The 16,669-nt window shown below is 38.7% G+C and carries 16 protein-coding genes, 2 tRNA genes and 1 pseudogene; 13 read left to right on the top strand and 6 right to left on the bottom strand.

Translation table 11 applies throughout. The annotated features are described in order from the left end of the window. Nucleotides 1-13: 13 nt before the first annotated feature. Nucleotides 14-691, bottom strand: coding sequence for a GTP cyclohydrolase I FolE (gene folE / locus ACNKXS_RS10030; RefSeq protein WP_417920733.1), 678 nt, complete (start codon nucleotides 689-691; stop codon nucleotides 14-16). Between the two features lie 153 nt (nucleotides 692-844). Here folE and ACNKXS_RS10025 point away from each other — a divergent pair, with 153 nt between their 5' ends. Next, the gene (locus tag ACNKXS_RS10025) at nucleotides 845-2,674 is read left to right on the top strand and encodes a T9SS type B sorting domain-containing protein (protein ID WP_417920732.1); all 1,830 of its coding nucleotides are present in this window, start codon (nucleotides 845-847) and stop codon (nucleotides 2,672-2,674) included. Between the two features lie 56 nt (nucleotides 2,675-2,730). Here ACNKXS_RS10025 and ACNKXS_RS10020 read toward each other — a convergent pair whose 3' ends face one another. Continuing rightward, nucleotides 2,731-4,242, bottom strand: a complete 1,512-nt coding sequence (locus ACNKXS_RS10020; RefSeq protein WP_417920731.1) for an OmpP1/FadL family transporter — start codon at nucleotides 4,240-4,242, stop codon at nucleotides 2,731-2,733. Between the two features lie 68 nt (nucleotides 4,243-4,310). Continuing rightward, complete coding sequence (locus ACNKXS_RS10015; RefSeq protein ID WP_417920730.1) at nucleotides 4,311-5,447, bottom strand: hypothetical protein; 1,137 nt, start codon at nucleotides 5,445-5,447, stop codon at nucleotides 4,311-4,313. Nucleotides 5,448-5,553: 106 nt separating this feature from the next. Here ACNKXS_RS10015 and proS point away from each other — a divergent pair, with 106 nt between their 5' ends. From proS to rpsT, 4 genes are all read left to right on the top strand, one after another. Beyond that, on the top strand, nucleotides 5,554-7,032 hold the full coding sequence (gene proS / locus ACNKXS_RS10010) for a proline--tRNA ligase (RefSeq protein WP_417920729.1): 1,479 nt from the start codon (nucleotides 5,554-5,556) through the stop codon (nucleotides 7,030-7,032). Between the two features lie 77 nt (nucleotides 7,033-7,109). Continuing rightward, a tRNA-Glu gene (locus tag ACNKXS_RS10005) sits at nucleotides 7,110-7,181 on the top strand. Nucleotides 7,182-7,247: 66 nt separating this feature from the next. Beyond that, a tRNA-Glu gene (locus tag ACNKXS_RS10000) sits at nucleotides 7,248-7,319 on the top strand. Nucleotides 7,320-7,349: 30 nt separating this feature from the next. Continuing rightward, nucleotides 7,350-7,598 (top strand): 30S ribosomal protein S20, encoded by a 249-nt coding sequence (rpsT, locus tag ACNKXS_RS09995; protein WP_026915233.1) that lies wholly within the window; start codon nucleotides 7,350-7,352, stop codon nucleotides 7,596-7,598. A gap of 78 nt (nucleotides 7,599-7,676) precedes the next feature. Here the strand turns inward: rpsT and ACNKXS_RS09990 are convergent, their stop codons facing one another. Continuing rightward, nucleotides 7,677-8,591, bottom strand: coding sequence for a glutaminase (locus tag ACNKXS_RS09990; RefSeq protein WP_417920728.1), 915 nt, complete (start codon nucleotides 8,589-8,591; stop codon nucleotides 7,677-7,679). 1 nt (nucleotide 8,592) lies between these two features. Then, nucleotides 8,593-9,297, bottom strand: a complete 705-nt coding sequence (pepE, locus tag ACNKXS_RS09985) for a dipeptidase PepE (RefSeq protein ID WP_417920727.1) — start codon at nucleotides 9,295-9,297, stop codon at nucleotides 8,593-8,595. Nucleotides 9,298-9,412: 115 nt separating this feature from the next. On the opposite strand from pepE, the gene ACNKXS_RS09980 reads away from it, so the two are divergent. From ACNKXS_RS09980 to ACNKXS_RS09950, 7 genes are all read left to right on the top strand, one after another. Continuing rightward, a complete protein-coding gene (locus tag ACNKXS_RS09980; protein ID WP_417920726.1) occupies nucleotides 9,413-10,228 on the top strand; it encodes a peptidase associated/transthyretin-like domain-containing protein in 816 nt (271 codons plus the stop codon). Then, entirely contained in the window at nucleotides 10,221-10,991 is a 771-nt protein-coding gene (locus ACNKXS_RS09975) for a hypothetical protein (RefSeq protein ID WP_417920725.1), read from the top strand. Before ACNKXS_RS09980 ends, ACNKXS_RS09975 begins: the two co-directional genes overlap by 8 nt. 22 nt (nucleotides 10,992-11,013) lie before the next feature. Next, complete coding sequence (locus ACNKXS_RS09970) at nucleotides 11,014-11,841, top strand: peptidase associated/transthyretin-like domain-containing protein (RefSeq protein ID WP_417920724.1); 828 nt, start codon at nucleotides 11,014-11,016, stop codon at nucleotides 11,839-11,841. 99 nt (nucleotides 11,842-11,940) lie between these two features. Next, on the top strand, nucleotides 11,941-12,441 hold the full coding sequence (locus tag ACNKXS_RS09965) for a DUF6702 family protein (protein ID WP_322302014.1): 501 nt from the start codon (nucleotides 11,941-11,943) through the stop codon (nucleotides 12,439-12,441). A gap of 61 nt (nucleotides 12,442-12,502) precedes the next feature. Then, nucleotides 12,503-14,800, top strand: coding sequence for a M1 family metallopeptidase (locus ACNKXS_RS09960; protein ID WP_417920723.1), 2,298 nt, complete (start codon nucleotides 12,503-12,505; stop codon nucleotides 14,798-14,800). Between the two features lie 81 nt (nucleotides 14,801-14,881). After that, nucleotides 14,882-15,163 (top strand): Sec-independent protein translocase subunit TatA/TatB, encoded by a 282-nt coding sequence (locus ACNKXS_RS09955; RefSeq protein WP_295180648.1) that lies wholly within the window; start codon nucleotides 14,882-14,884, stop codon nucleotides 15,161-15,163. 10 nt (nucleotides 15,164-15,173) lie between these two features. Beyond that, entirely contained in the window at nucleotides 15,174-15,731 is a 558-nt protein-coding gene (locus ACNKXS_RS09950; RefSeq protein ID WP_417920722.1) for a phosphatase PAP2 family protein, read from the top strand. On the opposite strand, the gene ACNKXS_RS09945 is transcribed toward ACNKXS_RS09950, so the two are convergent. After that, the gene (locus ACNKXS_RS09945; RefSeq protein WP_417920721.1) at nucleotides 15,732-16,373 is read right to left on the bottom strand and encodes an O-methyltransferase; all 642 of its coding nucleotides are present in this window, start codon (nucleotides 16,371-16,373) and stop codon (nucleotides 15,732-15,734) included. A gap of 92 nt (nucleotides 16,374-16,465) precedes the next feature. Here ACNKXS_RS09945 and ACNKXS_RS09940 point away from each other — a divergent pair. Then, a pseudogene (locus tag ACNKXS_RS09940) lies at nucleotides 16,466-16,669 on the top strand (kynureninase); the annotation flags it as partial.

Below are 16,669 nucleotides of genomic sequence, written 5' to 3'. Positions count from 1 at the left end.
AAATTTTTAATTCTTAGAAAGAAGTATCTAATTTAATGTAGTCAAGAAATTCTCTGCGAACTTCTTTTTCTTTGAAAGCTCCGCCAAACTCACTCGTTACGGTGCTACTTTCGATATCACGAATTCCACGGCTATTCACACATAAATGTTTTGCGTCAATGACGCACGCAACATCTGGTGTTCCAAGTGCATTCTGCAATTCCTGAACGATCTGCATGGTCATTCTTTCCTGAACCTGTGGTCGTTTTGCGTAATAATCCACGATTCTATTCATCTTAGATAGGCCAATTACCGTCCCATTAGAAATATAAGCAACATGTGCTTTTCCTACGATAGGCAGAAGGTGATGTTCGCAAGTAGAATAAACGGTAATATTTTTCTCCACAAGCATTTCTCCATACTTGTATTTATTTTCAAAAACTGAAGCTTTGGGTTTGCGCTTAGGATGTAGCCCTGAAAATATCTCGTTAACGAACATTTTAGCAACCCGCTGTGGAGTCCCTTTGATACTGTCATCTTCGAGGTCCAGGCCAAGAGTGTCAAGAATATTTCTTACATCCTTTTTAATAAGTTCGATCTTTTCGTCGTCACTCATTTCAAAGGCATTATCTCTAAGAGGGTTTACAGCGCTACTGCCAGCGTGTGCATCACCCATTTCATCTATATCGTTCAAAATTTTATCTACTTTCATGCGTTTTGCAATAATAGTCGGTCAAAACTGTTTTGGCTTGCAAAGATACATAATTTATAAGGTTTACAGAATCTGCAAAATCAAATGAAGGTGGGAGATTGTTTGCCCATATTTTCATATTTTGCGCTAGTTTGGTTGAGGCAGCCCGAAGGTATGAACATCAGATTTCAGTTATTTACATTTCTTTTTATCATTGCGGGTTTTTCGGCCTTTGCTCAAGGATCAATTTGTTCGAATATTGAGCCTTTCTGCGCAGGCGACCAACGTCTTACTTTCCCTAATTCAAATTCAACGAACAGTAGTCAGATTTCAGGTGAATTTGGTCCAGACTATGGTTGTCTGGAAGAACAGCCATATCCTGCATGGTTTTTTCTTCAGGTAGAGGATAATGGAAATTTAAGATTCAGAATAAGTCAGAATAGTAGAGAAGATGGAAGGGGCGTACCTCTTGATGTGGATTTTGTGGTTTGGGGACCATTTCAAAGAGGTGAAGATTACTGCAGTGCAGCAAACCTTAGTGAAATGAACCAGGTGGATTGTAGTTATTTGCCAGATTCCATAGAAACCATGACCATTCCCAATGCCAGGGAGAATGAGATCTATGTCGTGGTGATTACTAATTTTGAACAGGTTCCGGGTTTTATAAGTCTGGAGCAGACAAATTTTGGAGAAGGTTCAACAGATTGTTCTATTCTTGAATTCGATCTTGGTGAAGATATTGCAGTTTGCGGCGAAGATGAATATCTGCTCGATGGAACTTCCGATGAGGATGCAGAATACCAATGGTTGAAATTTGATAAAACTTCGATGAATTATGTTGAACTCACGAACGAAACCGGACCAACCTTACTGGTTACCGAAGAAGGAGATTATAAGCTGATTGTTACTGATGTTCTGGAAAATAAAACTGAAGAGGATGAAATCAATATTTCTTTTTATGATATTCCTGAAATATTTCCTGCGGAAGATCTTGCCAAATGTGATTCGGGTACTACTGTAGATTTGACACTAAGAAACTCACAATTACTTGGAGTTGGTGCTGAAGTATCCGATTTTACAGTGAATTTTTACGAAAGCTTACAGGCCGCTGAAGAGAATGATGCAATTATAAGTCCTCAGAATTTTCCATTCGTGCAAGGGAAACAAATTTATGCCAGAGTAATTCAAAATGTATCTGGATGTCTTTCTGAAATCGAAAGTTTTAACCTGACTATTTTCGATTTCCTACCATATACTTTAGCTGAAAAAACTGTCTTATGCGTCAATCTCTCTGGGACTGCCATCGGTAGATCGATGCTGGGAGAAGATCTTGGGGAAGGTTATCAATATGAATGGATCCTGGATGGAAATATTGTTAGTACAGAAGCTCGTTATACTTTAAGAGAGTTACCTCTCAATGGCATATTGGAGCAAAATATCATTCATGATGAATCTGGTTGTTTTCAGTCGTATTCTACAACCATTCAGCCAGTCTCCCGACCTGAAACTCTTGAAGTGAACATTTCAGGATCAGATTTTGGAGATGGATACGTAATCAACCTTGCCCCAACTGGAGGTATCGGGCAGGATTTTGCATCTTACGAATATCGTTTAGATGGAGGAAACTGGAGAAGTTCACCAAGATTCAAAGACGTGAGACCTGGAAATCACGTAGCATATGTTAGAGAATCGAATGGCTGCGGAGAAACCGAAAGCGCTTCATTTTTTTTGGTTGGTTATCCACGATTTTTCACTCCGAACGGCGATGGATTTAATGATGACTGGCAATTAATTACAGATCAGAACATAGAGATAAAAGAAGTAATGATCTTTGATCGCTACGGAAAATCTATTATAGAGCTTAAATCTGGAGAAGATTTTTCCTGGGATGGCACAACTAACGGTAGACCGCTTCCGGAAACCGACTACTGGTTCAAGGTGATTTTTAGTACTACTGATAAAGACCGGGAAGAGTTCATGGCTAATTTTAGTCTTATTAGATAAAAAAAAAGAGCAGGTCTTAAGACCTGCTCTTTTCTGCGTTAAATATAGTAATGAATTTACAAGCCTATAGTCAGGGTTGCTACAAATTGAGATAGATCTCTGTCCAAACTTACAGGATTAAGAACTACAGAATTGAGTGGGCGAATCTGCTCTTCATAATTTGAAGTTTCATAAGCTATATCCAGGTTTACCGACCCAAAATTATAACCTAAACCTGCGCTGTAACCATTTAGATTACTACGAATCTCTTCATTTTCGAACGGACTGGCTTCATAGCGATATCCAGCTCGAAAACTTAATGCCTTCAGCCTGTATTCTCCACCAACTTTAAAAGCAGGTGCCATTTTCATTGTTTCAGATATAGCATCGTTCAGACTCTGGAAAAACAAATCACTCTTTGGTTTAAACTGTACATCACCATAATCTGTTAGGCTTAGATCTCCGCTTATTAATCCATTCTTTCCGAATAGAAAGGCGACGCTACCAGTATGAGTAGAAGGAGTTTGAAAATTATATTCAGGATACACATTGATGATATTTGGAGAAACACTAACGAATTCACCTGTACTGCTGTAGGTTTCCAAATATTGCGAAGTCTCCTCAAACATGTTGAACCAGGTAGGTGATTGGTAGGTGTAACCAAGTCTTACATGATCACCAGCTTTTGCAATAGCACCTAATTGAAAACTAAAACCATCTCCATTAGTGCGTAGATTGTTTCCGAAATCAATTCTGGAAGTGACATTGGGATCATTTGAAGTATTGGAATGCAGTTCAGAGATCTCTGTGAACTTATCGTAGTTTATAAAATGACTATTTAAATTAAGTCCAAGATATAGCCAGTCTTCGTACTGTGTTGCGATATTAAAACTCAGTTTCCCATTAAGTCCGGTTGTATTGTAGCGATATTGCTGATCAAACGTTCCGTCTTCAACAAGAGAAAAATACTCAGTATTATTGGGGTCGTCTTGGTTGGCTTCGATCACATAACCCTGGTAACCTAAAAAGGCCTGTTGTTCATCAAAACCAAAGTTTTCTCCAAGGAAAGAATACAGGTCGGCTATATTCTCATCATCTCTAAGCTGAAGCTGGTCCAATGGAATACCGTTGGCTTTCTGTAGAAAGTAGGCGTCTACAGATTGACGGGATATTCCGCCGGTTACAAAATTATTATCAAAATTGGAAGTTGTATTGAAATTGAGACCAAGACTAAATTTACTTAGCTTTTTATCTGAACTTCCCTGGAATACAAAAACTCCACCAACATTTCCCAGATCGATCTCGTCACTCTTAGAATATGAAGTGCTACCATGATACCTTAAATTATCATCTGTATTTCTTGACTTTAAACTAATAGTTGCAATACTATTCAGGAAAACTGCAGATGAGGCAGGATTACTGGATATTGCAGAAATGTCTCCACCCAAAGCTCCAAACGCACCACTCATACCTATATATCTGGCAGTTCCGTTAAGTTCTGATCTTGAATAACGATAAGCATCATCAATACTTTGTGACCATAGATTTCCTGTAAAAACTAGCAGGCATATTAGAAATATCTTATTCATATTGTATAAAATAAAGGATAAAAAAACCTTGCTGAAATTAACCAACAAGGCTTAAATATTGTGAAATTTTATCTTCCGCCTCTACCACCGCGGGAGGTTCTGCTAGAACCACTGGATGAACTACGGCTTGAGCTTCCAGAGCTTCTGGATGAGCTACTAGAACTACGAACACTTCTACTGTTCGAAGAACTTCTTCTTGATGGCGAAGTAGTTTGTGTAGATCTGCTACTACTAGATCTCGTAGATCTATAAACCGGACTAGAAGTTCTGGTATTCGAGGTGTTGTAGTATCCACTTCTCTCAGTTCTTCTACTAGTACGTGAATAAACATTGTTACGATCGTAACCATCACTTGTACCTCTTGCTCGAGATCTGGATCTAGCTGCATCAGCCTGAGCATTTCTAATACTTCTTATGCTTTCTGAGTAACCGCTTCTTCTATCATTGGAAGACCTATAGTCATTAGTATTCCTTCTACCGCGATTGTAGGCAACATTATTACGATTTCTACCTATATAAGGATATCCATAACCGTATCTATTATAAAAACCATTGTTAAACCATGGATTTCCAAATCCAAAGTTATAACCGTAGGACCAGCCATATCCAAATCCTCCATAACCCCAAGGTCCGCCGAATCCTCCGTAACCCCAACGATTACCGAATCCAAAAGCCAAACCTCTACGTGCGTAAGGATTAAAGAATGGATCGAAAAATGGATCATAGAACGGATCATAAAATGCACCAAAATATGGGTGTCCAAATCCGTAGCCCCAACCAAGTGGTCTTCCAAATCCAAAACCAGATCCATTATTTATAATATTGACGGAGTAAGTATCCGGATCATTACCCCATGGTGCATTGCCTCCAACATAAGCTACATCTCCACCAACTTCAGAATAATTATCATAACCATCGTTCGATGAATAGCTGTCAACATCTGTGAAAACATCACTCTCAAGTAATTCGCCAACCATTTCAGATTGCTGGGCAAACATGTTTTTATAATAATTGTTCTGATTATTTGGTTTTACCTGAGTTTGCTCGTTATCTGCCTGTTCCCATATACCTGGTCTGGATTCGCCATAAATCCCATCAGTTTCATATCCAGAATACTGGTAAGATGAGCATGCTCCAAGACTTAAAATTATAGCAGGAAGAAACAACAGTTTTAGCCGGTTTCGTAAGAGGTAGTAAGTTTTCATCGGTTATTCTTTTTATTGTTGGGCATTCTAAAAATGGTTAGTTTTGCCCGAACGGTTAGTACTTGACTAACCTTAAATACACAAGTTTTGTGCCAAATTACGAACTATGGGTAAGAAGTTAACAAGTAGGAGCGAAGATTATTCAAAATGGTATAACGAATTGGTGGTCAGGGCAGATCTGGCTGAGAATTCAGCAGTTAGAGGCTGTATGGTTATCAAGCCTTATGGATATGCGATCTGGGAGAAAATGCAGGCTGAATTGGATAGAATGTTTAAAGAAACAGGACATCAGAACGCTTATTTTCCACTTTTTGTACCCAAAAGTCTGTTTGAAGCAGAAGAAAAGAATGCAGAAGGCTTTGCTAAAGAATGTGCTGTCGTTACTCATTATCGATTGATGAATGATGAAGATAACCCTGGCAAGTTAAAAGTAGATCCTAATGCAAAACTAGAAGAAGAGCTCGTTGTAAGACCAACTTCAGAAGCGATCATTTGGAACACTTACAAAAACTGGATCCAGTCCTATAGAGATCTACCTATAAAGATCAATCAATGGGCGAATGTGGTTCGATGGGAGATGAGAACTCGCTTATTTCTAAGAACTGCGGAATTCCTCTGGCAGGAAGGTCATACTGCGCATGCAACCAAGGCCGAAGCGCTTGAAGAGACTGAATTGATGAATAATATATATGCTGAATTTGCCGAAAACTTTATGGCAATTCCAGTAATAAAAGGTGCGAAAACTGAAAACGAACGTTTTGCAGGAGCATTGGAAACTTACTGTATTGAAGCTCTTATGCAGGACGGAAAGGCTTTGCAAGCTGGAACCTCTCACTTTTTGGGTCAAAATTTTGCGAAAGCATTTGATGTGAAATACGCTACAAAGGAAGGTGGATTAGAGCATGTATGGGCGACGAGCTGGGGTGTTTCCACAAGATTGATGGGTGCATTGATCATGACCCACAGCGATGATCATGGTCTGGTATTGCCTCCAAAGCTGGCTCCAACGCAAGTTGTGATCGTTCCTATATATAAGGGAGAGGAGCAATTAGCTCAAATTTCAGAAGTTGCAGATGAGTTGGTTAAGGATCTGAGAGCAGCAGGGGTATCGGTAAAGTTCGACAATAATGATAACCAGAAACCAGGTTGGAAATTCGCTCAGTATGAATTACAGGGAGTTCCATTAAGAATTGCAATTGGTCCTAAAGACCTGGAGAAAGGTACGGTTGAACTTGCCAGAAGAGATACGCTGTCGAAAGAATTCGTGAATAGAGATGAAGTAGTAGGTAAGATACCTGCATTATTAAACGAAATTCAGGAAACTTTATATACCAAGGCCAAGAACTTTCGGGATACTCATATTACAGAAGTAGAGACTTTTGATGAATTTAAAAAACAATTAAAAGACAAGGGTGGTTTTATCTCTGCTCACTGGGATGGTAGCCCGGAAACTGAAAATAAGATCAAAGAGCTTACGAAAGCTACTATTAGATGTATTCCTTTTGACAGGAAAGAGGAAACTGGTAAATGTGTTTTAACCGGTAATCCATCGGAAGGAAGAGTGCTTTTTGCAAAAGCCTATTAAAAAATTTAAAAATTTTTGTAGAACATTTGCGGCATTCCAAAAAAGTTGTATTTTTGCATCCGCATTTGAAACAAAATGGTCCGTTCGTCTAGGGGTTAGGACGCCAGGTTTTCATCCTGGTAACAGGGGTTCGATTCCCCTACGGACTACTAAAGAAACATCGCAGTGATGTTTTAATAATAGCAACTTGAATGTTGCGCTTTGAAATAAATAATGGTCCGTTCGTCTAGGGGTTAGGACGCCAGGTTTTCATCCTGGTAACAGGGGTTCGATTCCCCTACGGACTACTTTTAAAACTTATTTAAATAATAATTGTAATGGCAAATCATAAGTCAGCGTTGAAGAGGATTCGTAGCAATGAGACTAAGCGTCTTAGAAATCGCTACCAGCATAAAACTACAAGAAACGCGATCAAGAAATTGCGTGAGGCCGATAAGAAAGAGGCTGAGGCTATGTTGCCTTCTGTAATTTCTATGATAGATAAATTGGCTAAGAAAAATATCATTCATGATAATAAGGCTGCTAACCTAAAGTCTAATATGGCTAAGCACGTTGCGGCACTATAATTTTAGCAGTGTTCAATTCATAAAAAAATGCTTTTCGATCTACGGAAAGCATTTTTTTGTGCATTAAATTTAAGTTCTCTAAAAGACAGAAACTCCAGTAAGGGTCGTAAGTCTTTCCAAAGCTTTCATTCCTAATTCTGAATTTCCTTTTTCATTCAGTATCGGGCTCCAAACAGCTACAGAGTAATTTTCTGGATGTATAGCCACAATACCACCTCCCACGCCACTTTTTCCTGGTAATCCTACCTGAAAACTAAATTCACCCGCTTCATCATAAAAGCCGCAGGTTTGCATCAAGGCATTAATACGCTTCACTGTTTTCGGTTTTAGAATTTTCTTATCGGTTTCCAGGAGGCGCCCTCTGTTAGCGAAAAGCATAAAAGCTTTTGAGAGTTGCTCACAGCTCATGGCAAGCGAACATTGGTGGAAATAAAAGTCTACGATAGGTTGTACATCACACTTAATATTTCCAAGAGCCTTGATATAATTAACTAAAGCAACATTCCTGTACCCTGTTGCCTGTTCTGATGCAGCTACGGTTTTATCATAATGAATATCGTCATCACCTGTAATCTCGCGTACGAAATCAAGTAATTCCTGCTTTGGATCTTTTAATTGATCTACAAGAATATCAGAAATTACCAGTGCACCGGCATTAATAAATGGATTCCTTGGAATTCCACTTTCGTATTCAAGCTGAGTAAGACTGTTGAAAGGATCACCAGAAGGTTCTACATCAACACGATCCCATAGATCTTCTCCCATGAGACGCATACCCATTGCCAAAGTGAAGACCTTGGAAATACTCTGAATTGAGAATTTCTCTTTACTTTCACCAAAATTGAAGTGCTGATTATCTCCGCAATAAACGTGCATCCCGAATTTACGACGATCAACCTTGGCAAGTTCTGGAATATAGGATGCAACCTTTCCTGAAACATCGCGGTAGCTCATTTCATCATGTATCGTATCTAAAATCTTCTGGTATTCCATATTAATTAAGGTCGCTAAGATCTGAGTCTGTTTCTATTTCGAAAGGTACCTTATCCTTCTTGAAAATTCTGGCAGTGAGATCTCCTTTTAACGTAACTTTATTATCACTTAGCTCCAGCCAGCTTCCCTCTCTAAGTCCCACTACTGGCGGTGAATTAAGAGTATGAAATTCCTTAATTCGTGTTTCACGGGTTTCTCCTTTATGCTTTGTGTTTAGATCTGGATCGAGATAATGCGGATTAATATTAAAAGGAACTAGTCCTAAAGTCTGAAAGGAAGGAGGATAAACAATGGGCATGTCATTGGTCGTTTGCATACTCAAGCCGCCAATATTGGTTCCGGCACTGGTTCCCATATAAGGAGTTCCACTTTTTAATTTTTGCTTCAACACAGCCATCACCCGATTTCTGTATAATTCTGAAACCAGTAGAAACGTATTTCCGCCTCCAGTGAAAACGCCTTCAGCATTCTGGATGGCTTTTTCAGGATCTTCAAATTCATGAATACCCTTGATCTTAATATCAGCTTTTGCAAATGCTTCCTTTGCCCGTAATGTGTATTCATCCAAAGATATGCCGCCGGGTCTGGCGTAAGGAATGAAGATGACTTCCGCTACATCCTTATATAGTTTGGGTAAATGTGGAATCAAATATTCAAGATAGTCCTGGGAATGTAGGGTAGAGGTGCTGGCTAATATTGCGTTCATATACCTTTTTAAGGTAAAAATAAAGAATCGAATACGTTAACAAAAGTTTACAGAGTTAATAAAGGCTAATTTTAGTTTTGGAACGTTATGATTAAACCGAAACCAACTAACCAACTTGGAAATTACCTTTTGTAGTAGGATGAAATACTTGCTGTTGTTCAGTTTTCTGGGCTTTAGCCTGAATTGCTTTGCACAGGATTCCGAAATGATCAGCGGTAGAATTCTAGCCGGAACCCAGCCACTGTCAGGGGTGCATGTGATTAATATTAATTCCAGAACCGGTACCACTTCAGATGATTTGGGAATTTTTAAAGTTTCTGTACGCCAGAGCGATATTCTTTTATTTACTTCTGTACAGTTCGAAAAAATAGAAATAGAGGTTTCCGAAGAACATTTGAGGACCGGAACTATTGAAGTCATCGTCACAGATGCCAACAGACTGGAAGAAGTTGAAGTTGGTAAAAAGCAACTTAGCGGTTACCTTAACAACGATCTCAGGCAAATAGAATATTTTGATAGAGATCAATATCATATTCCGCATCCAGAGAGAAAACTTACTCCCAACGAATTAAGACTTTATACCGCGAGCGAAGGCATTACGAGCCGGTGGTCATACATTGGGATTCTTCTGGGCGGGGTATCACTCGATGTTTTGATAAACGATATCAATGGGAAAACGAAATACCTGAGGGAAATGATAGAACTGGACGAACTACAAGTGAAAGTGCAGGCGGCTATCGATCTCTTCGGAAGGGAATTTTTCAACGAACACTTAAATTTACATGGCGACGAGATTATCAACTTTATCTATTATTCTTTTGAAGATGAAGATTTCAGTTCGATGTATGAGCAGAAAAAAGAGCTTGAAATGATAGAATATTTCCAAAATAATATTGTTGAATTCCGAAGAATGAGAACTCAGGATGAATAGAAGCAAAAGAAAAATTACAATGTATGCACTGCTGGTTTTTCTTGTAGGTTTTGCATCCGAAGTAACAGCACAGGAAAGAAAAATTGTTTCAGGAAAAATTGTTAGTGATAGTTTAATGGATAGAAGCGGAGTTCACGTTATTAATATGACTGCGGAAAAAGGCACCGTGACCAATGAGAATGGTGAGTTTGATATGATGCTGAAGTTAGGTGACAGTATTTATTTCTCATCGGTACAATTCGAGAATGAATTCAAAGTGATTGGAGAAGAGCAGCTGAAGAATGGCTGGACCAAACTTTTATATCCTAAAATGAATGAACTTGCTGAAGTTCAGCTCGATAACATTAAACTTTCGGGAGTGCTTGATCAGGATATCACCAGGATGCCTAAAAGTATTTACGAAAAACTTGGTATTCCCTTTCCTAAACCCAGGCGAACAAGTCTTGAGCTCGCCATGCAGGCAAATACAAATGATCCGGTTTCACAGGTAATAAATATGCTTAATGGGACCACCAAGCAACTAAAAAAGGCTGAAGAGAATGCGGAATTAACCAAGCTCGTCAATCGTGCAAGAGGTCGTATGCAGGAAGCTTATTTCGTAAATGGATTGGGGTTACCTGAAAATGAGGTCGTCAATTTCCTTTATTACTGCGTCGATTTCCCCACCTTTGAAGCTCTGCTTGATGAGACAAAAATTTTCGCACTCATGGAATTTTTTGAAGAGAAACTCCCGGAATTTAAATCAAGAAGGCAGCTTGAATAATACTATTCTTAAATCCTGAACGTTGAAGTACGACACGAGAATACATATGTTATATAAATACCTGGGCGCCGTTTTAATTATTTTCTTATCCTCTGTGCAGCTGAAGGCACAGGAAACGGGCTTGCTTAAAGGACAAATTATTTCTGAAAATAAAGATGTTCAGAATGTTCACATTGTAAACCTTACTCAGGAAACCGGAACTACCAGTGATGTTAAAGGGCAATTTTTCATTGGTGCTGCAATTAATGATAGTCTCTTTATTTCTTCGGTTCAGTTTCAGAATAGAACAATTGTGGTACGCCAGAAAATGATCGAAAGCGGAGAAATTAAGGTCGAGCTATACGAAGCCATGAACGAACTTTCCGAAGTTTTTATAGATGATATTGAGCTTAGCGGTTACCTCGCAAATGATCTTAATTTAATTTCCATTAAGGAAGTGGAGACCAAAAACCGTTTACAGCAGAATCTGGATGACTTCATTCGCAAAGACCGGGAACTAAATCCCTATTACCAGCCTAGTATGACCGAAGGTATTCGTATCGATAAAATTGCCATGGCTATTGCAGAGAAGTTGTCTAAGAATAAAGAGACTCCGATAGTTTATAGTCCGAAGGAACTAGCCAATCTTAGTCTGAAGATAGTAGGAGAGGAGTTTTTTAGAAAGGATCTTGATCTTGATGCGAATGAAATCTGTAACTTCCTATTATACTGCGATAGAGATCAGAATTTCGAGAAGCTGGTTCTTAATAATAATGCATTGGTTTTAATCGAATATTTTGAAACCAGGATCGAATCTTTCAGAAAACTTAGAGCTGAAAATCTCAACGCAGGAAGACAGCTTCCTGGCTAATTCTTCAAATTAAACCATTTACTTATTTCTAAGTCTAAAAGCTGACTGCTCAATCTCTATGTATGGCGCAGTAATTGTTTTATCTTCGGAAAAAAATATATGAAAAACCTCATTTTGAGTCTGTGCTGCCTGTTTATATTTAGCTCCTTCAGCAGTGAAGATCATGAGACGTACTTAAGTGTTACCGAAATTGAATACCGGCAGGAAAGCAAGTCGGTGCAGGTGATTTCCAGGGTTTTTATCGATGATATGGAAGATGTGCTTAGCAAACGTTTTGGTAAGGATGTAAGTCTTGCCTATAAAAAAGATCTTTCAGCTAATAAGGATCTTCTGGAAAAATACTATTCCAAAAAATTAACTATCAAAGTAAAGAATCAGGATATTCCATTGAAATTGCTGGGGAGCAAATTTGACGCTGATCAAATTGTCTTGTTCCTGGAAGGCAAAAACGTGGAAACTTTCAAAACCGTAGAAGTAGAAAATCTCGTGCTTACAGATCTATTCGATACACAGAAAAATATTGTTCATGTGAAGAAAGGTGATGTAATCGAAAGTATGTTGCTGGTGAAAGCCAAAGGTAGTGACACGGTTAATTTCTGAAAACTTTCTCATTGACGTTTAAAATCTTATTTTTAGCAACCTATAAATTAAAATTTAGTAAATGAAGCGATTAAAATTGTTGACCTCCGTGTTCATGATGTTTGTCTTTGCAGGTATCAATGCACAGGAAACTGAACAACAGGAGCCACGGCAGCAAGGCCATACCAATCAAAACAAATTCAGGCAGATGTATCAGGAACTGGCAACTCCAAACCAGTATAGAACCGCATCTGGAGCTCCTGGACCTGCGTATTATCAGAATGAAGCAGATTACAAAATGGATATCGTTCTTGACGATAAGAATTCAGTGCTTACCGGTGAGGAGACTATTACCTATCACAATAATTCTCCGCAGGACCTAGAATACCTATGGGTTCAATTAGACCAGAATATCAGGAAAAAAGATGCTCCTCAAAAAGATGGAGACGGAATGGCTCCGGTTGCTACTGCAGCTGGTTTCGCTAATAAATACCTGGAAACTCCTTTTGATGGTGGTTTCGATATTAAAGAAGTTTCTGCTAATGGATCAGATCTTAAGTATACGATCAACCAGACTATGATGCGAGTTGATCTTCCAAAGCCTTTGAAGGCTGGGGAGACTTACACATTTGATATCAAATGGTCCTACAATGTGAATAACCACGTAACTAATCGTGCTCGTTCAGGATATGAGTTATTTCCTGAGGATGGAAACAAGGCATATGTGATCGCTCAGTTCTTCCCGAGAATGGCCGTTTACAATGATGTTGAAGGTTGGCAGAACTACCAGTTCTGGGGAAATGGTGAATTTGCACTTCCGTTTGGTGATTATGAAGTAAATATTACTGTACCTGCAGATCATATCATGGAAGCTACAGGTGAACTTCAGAATAGAAAGGACGTTTACTCTAAAGAAATGATGAAGCGCTATGAGCAGGCTAAGAAAAGTTATGACAAGCCAGTAATCATTGTAACCCAGGAAGAAGCTGAAAAGGCTGAGAAGAACTTTTCAGAAAAAACTAAAACCTGGACTTACAAAGCAGATATGGTTCGTGATTTCGCTTTCTCAACTTCAAGAAAATTTATTCTTGACATGATGGCGGTAGATGTAATGGGAAAAGATGTTATGGCTGTTTCTGTTTATCCTAAAGAAGGAAATCCTCTTTGGGAAGAATGGTCTACAAAAGCTGTAGCTGCAACTTTAGAAAGCTACTCAAAGCATACTTTCCAGTATCCTTATCACAAGGCAGTGTCAGTTCATGCTAAGAATCAGGGGATGGAATATCCAATGATTTGCTGGAATTATGGTCGTCCTGATGAGAATGGTAACTATAGTGACCGTACTAAATTTGGGATGATAAGCGTGATTATTCATGAAGTTGGACACAACTTCTTCCCAATGATCGTGAATTCTGATGAAAGACAATGGGGTTGGATGGACGAAGGAATCAATACTTTCGTACAGTATGTTGCAGAACAGGAATTTGGTAAGAAGCATCCGGAAGCGATCGCGCCAGAAAAAAATTATCCTTCAAGAAGAGGAGCGCCAAGTAAGATCGTTCCTTATATGAAAGGAAACCAGGACTATATTTCTCCAATTATGTCCAATCCAGAGCAGGTGTATCAATTAGGAAATAATGCATATGGCAAGCCGGCAACTGCGTTGAACATTCTTCGTGAGACGATCATGGGTAAAGAATTGTTCGACTATTCTTTCGCTACTTATTCTAAAAGATGGATGTTCAAGCACCCAACTCCGGAAGATTTCTTCAGAACAATGGAAGATGCTTCAGGCGTAGATCTTGACTGGTTCTGGAGAGGATGGTTCTATACTACAGATAATGTAGATATTGGTATCAAAGAAGTACAGAAGTACTATGTTACTGATAATCCTACGGAAGCAGGTAGAGAAATGCTGAAGAGATACGGAACAACTCCTGAAGAAACTAAAGCACTTTATGTGGTTTCCGAAGATAATGAAGCATTTTCAGAAGATATGAAGGGTAAATCCTTGATGGAAAATTCTGAAACTTTACAGGCTTATGTAATGGATAACTTTAGCGAGGAAGAGCGTAAGAACCTTCAAGCACCTAAGTATTTTTACCAGGTAACTTTTGAAAAACCAGGTGGGTTGGTAATGCCGATCATTATAGAATTGAGCTATGCCGATGGAACTTCAGAAAAAGTTACGTATCCGGTCCAAATCTGGAGAAAGAATGATAGTAATGTTAGCAAGGTAATTCCTTCTAATAAGGAGATAACCAAGATTACATTGGATCCAGATCTTGAAACAGCAGATGTTGATGTGAACAATAACAGCTGGCCTAAAAATGAAAACAAAAGTGAGTTCGATGAGTACAAAGATTCCACTCAGGACTAGGTTTTAAGCTAATAATATTTAAGCCGACTTTAACGAGTCGGCTTTTTTTATGCTTAGATTTGTATATATATTTGTTTTACTATGCATATGTTACCATTATTTATTAGCGGAGCTGAGATAGGCTTTATTTTGTTCATCCTGGTGATGGTTTTTGGAGCTGATAAAATTCCTGATATTGCCAAAGGTTTGGGTAAGGGTATGAAAGCGGTAAAGAACGCGTCTAATGATATTAAAAGTGAAATTCAGCGAAGTGCTGAAAAACAAGGCATAGATACAGACTTCACGAAAGACGTTCGGGGCGAGATTGACAAGGTTAAGGAAGATATCGATGAAATCACAGGTTCTGTTCGTCGTAAGCTATAATATGTAATCGATGTGGGACCAGATCGAAGAATGGGACAGGCAACTATTTGTATACCTGAACAACCTTGGAATAGAAAAGTATGACACTTTCTGGATCTTCGTTACCAATCCAGCACACTGGATCCCGGTTTTTATAGTATTCTTTCTACTTTTTTTTATAGCATTTCATTGGAAAAAAGGACTATTCACCAGTTTATTTCTGCTATTGACTGTAGCTGTGACTTATGGTTTTACAAACCTTGTAAAAGCTCTCGCTGTTCGTAACAGGCCTAATAATACGCCGGAATTAGCGGAACTAATTAGAATATTACAGGAGCCAACCAATTATAGTTTCTTTTCCGGTCATGCTTCAACCTCTTTTGCTGCAACAACCTTTATCGTTCTCGCATTGAGACAATGGAGCAAATGGATATATCTTGCTTATATCTGGCCAATCCTTTTCGTTATGAGTAGGATCTATGTGGGAGTTCATTTTCCAGGCGATATCATCGTTGGGATGATCGTGGGAATTCTAATCGCCATTCTTTTCCATAATCTTTATAACAGAGCCGGATCAAGGCTGTACTAATTATTTCACTCGTGAAAGAGTGAGACCATCGCGAATTGGTAAGATCACAGTCTCTATTCTCTGATCTTCATTTAATAGTCTATTATATTCCAGTAAGGCCTTCGTGGAAAGATCATCTTTTTTCAATTCTTCTACGACTTTTCCACTCCATAGAACATTATCTGAAAGAATAATACCACCGCTATTCATTTTATCGATGATAAGCTCAAAATAAGCGGGGTAATTTGGTTTATCGGCATCAATAAACACCAGGTCAAATGTTTCTTCAATATCGGGAATGATTTCTGTAGCATCACCAATATACTGTACGATTCTATCGCAATATGCTGAAGCCTGAAAATGTTTCTTCTGAAAGTCTTCCAGTTCTTCATTGATATCTATCGTATGTAAGATTCCGTTTTCAGTAAGACCTTCAGCAAGGCAAAGGGCAGAATACCCTGTATATGTGCCAATTTCCAGGATAGATCGAGGATTTTTCATTTTGGACAATAAACTTAGAACCCTGCCCTGGTAATGCCCGCTCAGCATTCTGGGTTGCATAACTTTCTGATTGGTTTCACGATTTAATTTTTCCAGATGTTGAGGTTCTGGTTGAGAATGTGCTACTATATACTCGTCAATATTTTCAGGTAGGAAATGCATATTCAAAATTTGGGTAAAAATATGGATTTTCTCTTTCCTGCGGGTCCCGAAGTATTGAAAACGAAATTGTATTTTTACAAAAAACACAAGTTATGAAATTTGAAAATTCACTGGAATTTGCTCAGCGCCTGGATAAGGAAGATGTACTGGCAAATTACCGGAATGAATTTATCTTCCCGAAAATCAAAGGTAAGGACGCTATATATTTCGTCGGAAATTCATTGGGTCTGCAACCTAGAACTGCAAGAAAGTACGTAGATGATATTATGCAGGATTGGGCAGAATTGGGAGTTGAA

The sequence above is a fragment of the Christiangramia marina genome, assembly GCF_048285865.1.
GTDB classification, from domain to species: domain Bacteria; phylum Bacteroidota; class Bacteroidia; order Flavobacteriales; family Flavobacteriaceae; genus Christiangramia; species Christiangramia marina.
This window is presented reverse-complemented; position numbering and strand designations above follow the sequence as displayed.